The 2,576-nt window shown below is 70.5% G+C and carries 1 protein-coding gene and 2 pseudogenes; 2 read left to right on the top strand and 1 reads right to left on the bottom strand.

Annotated features, from left to right (window positions below; all coding sequences use genetic code 11):
* Window positions 1–232 (bottom strand): annotated as a pseudogene (locus tag C665_RS19195) (hypothetical protein); the annotation flags it as partial.
* Window positions 233–449: 217 nt separating this feature from the next.
* Between C665_RS19195 and C665_RS19190 the strand changes: the two are divergent.
* Window positions 450–728 (top strand): annotated as a pseudogene (locus C665_RS19190) (HU family DNA-binding protein); the annotation flags it as partial.
* A 530-nt stretch (window positions 729–1,258) separates the two neighbouring features.
* On the top strand, window positions 1,259–2,576 hold a 1,318-nt coding region (locus tag C665_RS19185), incomplete at its 3' end, for a DEAD/DEAH box helicase (RefSeq protein WP_004327874.1).

The raw sequence follows: 2,576 nt of genomic DNA, 5'->3' as shown, positions 1-2,576 counted from the left end.
GCTCGCCCGCGGCCGCCGCGCAGGCGTGCGCGAGGGCGTGAGCGTGGGCCTGCGGGCTGTGGCTGGCGTGGCGGCGCAGATGCTCCACGCCCTCCGCGGGCGCCATGCCGATCACCGCGCCGCCCATCCAGGCGCGGTCGGGGATGTGCAGCGACACCGCAAGGACCTGACCCGCGGCATGGGTGGCGAGAACCCGGATCGGATCCTCGCCGGTGCTGTCCTGTGTGCTCATGTCGTCGCTCGTATGCATTCTTGAATCAAGCTGGAGAATACCCGCATCGGGGAAGTTTGTTGTTCGCGTGGACGGATGTGCATCGAGGCCGCCCGCCACGGGGAGGAAGAAGGGCGAGCGTGCAATGCTGCGCACGCCCCAGGATCCGCGACAGTGCTAGAATCCGCCGCGTAGACCGGACTTTCCGGAACTCCCACTCACACACCAATCGAGGAAAAGCATGAATAAAGGTGAATTCGTCGAAGCCCTGGCCGACCGTCTGGATGTGCACCGCGCCCAGGCCGACCGCGCGCTGTCCGCCGTGCTCGACATCATCGCCGAGCAGCTCGCCAAGGGCGAAAAGGTGGCCTTCACCGGTTTCGGCTCCTTCGAGGTTTCGCAGCGCGCCGCCCGCACCGGCCGCAACCCGCAGACCGGCGCCACCATCGAGATCGCCGCGTCGAGCGTGCCCAAGTTCACCGCCGGCGCCACGCTGAAGGCCTCGGTCAACAAGTAAGCGCACACCGACGGCGCCCTCGGCGCCGTGGCCTGCGGGCCCGTTCCGGCTGCTGCCGGAGCGGGCCCGCTTGCATTCCGGCGCCGTGTCCAAGGCGGGCCGTGCAAAATAAACCGCGACAGCCTGCCGTCCAACCGGTATACTGCCTGTCGTTGTGCAATGCAGCAACAGGGCCGAGAGCAATACCGACGCGTCGAGGGACGCGAGCCGGAGCGGCCCGAGGGACTGTAACCACAGCCCCATCGCCTCCGACCTCCCGTCGCCGACACTCCGTCGGGTTTTCCATTCGTTCTTCCGATCGTCTGGCATCGTGACAACCGGTTGGTGCCGATGCGCGGTCTTTCCAGGCGTCCATGCGCCACCGGATCGACCGGCCACGCCCATCGCGCGTCCCGTCGCCCTTGCGACGTCTCGTGCCGTTCCTGTCCGCAGGCACGGCACGGCGTGATGTCATTGCGGCCCGCCTGCGGCGGGTCCGGATCGCTCCGCCCGCCCATTCCCGCGCGGCGGGCAGCAAGACAGGAAGAAGCATGAACTTCGAAAACCTCGGCCTCGCCGAAGAACTCCTCAAGGCCGTCGCCAGCACCGGCTACACCACCCCGACCCCGGTGCAGCAGCGCGCCATCCCGGCGGCGATCGCCGGCCGCGACCTGCTCGTCTCCAGCCACACTGGCAGCGGCAAGACCGCCGCCTTCACCCTGCCCGCCCTGAACAGGATCATCGACCGCCGTCCGGCGCCCGGCAGCGGTCCGCGCGTGCTGGTGCTGACCCCCACCCGCGAGCTCGCCCAGCAGGTCGAGAAGGCGGTGCAGACCTACGGCAAGGCCCTGCGCTGGCTCAACACCGCCTGCCTGGTCGGTGGCGCGCCGATGTTCGCGCAGATCAAGCAGCTGCAGCGCCAGTGCGACGTCGTCGTCGCCACCCCGGGCCGCCTGCTCGACCACCTGACCCGCCGCAAGATCAAGCTGTCGGACGTCGAGGTGCTGATCCTCGACGAGGCCGACCGCATGCTCGACATGGGCTTCGCCGAGGACATCGACGCCATCGTCGCCGCCACCCCGGCCAAGCGCCAGACCCTGCTGTTCTCGGCCACGCTCGACGGTGTGGTGGGCAGCATGGCGACGCGCATGACGCGCGACGCCGAGCGCATCGAGATCGAGGTCGCCCAGGAAGACCGCGGCCAGATCGAGCAGCGCCTGATGTTCGCCGACGACCTCGGCCACAAGAGCCGCCTGCTCCACGCCCTGCTCGGCGAGGACGGGATGAACCAGGCGGTGGTGTTCACCGCCACCAAGCGCAGCGCCGACGAGCTCTCGCTCGCGCTGCAGGAAAAGGGCATCTCCGCCGCCGCGCTGCATGGCGACATGCACCAGACCCAGCGCAACCGCACCCTCGACCGCCTGCGCCAGGGCCGCATCGGCGTGCTGGTGGCGACCGACGTCGCCGCGCGTGGCATCGACGTCGCCGGCATCAGTCATGTGATCAACTTCGACCCGCCGCGCCAGGCCGAGGACTACGTGCACCGCATCGGCCGTACCGGCCGCGCCGGCCGCGACGGCATCGCGATCACGCTCTCCGGCCCGCGCGAGACCGGCCTCATCCGCGCGATCGAGCGCTTCACCGGCGACCGCCTCGCGGTGCACACCATCCCCGGCATGGAGCCCTCGCCGCGCAAGCCGGCCGGCCCGCGCCCGGGCGGCAACAGCGGTCGCCGCTTCGGCAGCGGCGCCAAGCCCTCTGGCAGCAGCTACGGCCGCCCCGGCGGCGACGCGCGCCGCAGCGGCGGCGGCTTCAGCCGCGACGGCCATCCTTCGCGCAGCGAGCGCAGCCACGACGACCGCCGCTCGC

It is taken from the genome of Thauera aminoaromatica S2, from assembly GCF_000310185.1.
GTDB lineage: Bacteria > Pseudomonadota > Gammaproteobacteria > Burkholderiales > Rhodocyclaceae > Thauera > Thauera aminoaromatica.
The sequence above is the reverse complement of the archived record's forward strand: the minus strand, read 5'-3'. Positions and strand labels throughout refer to the sequence as shown.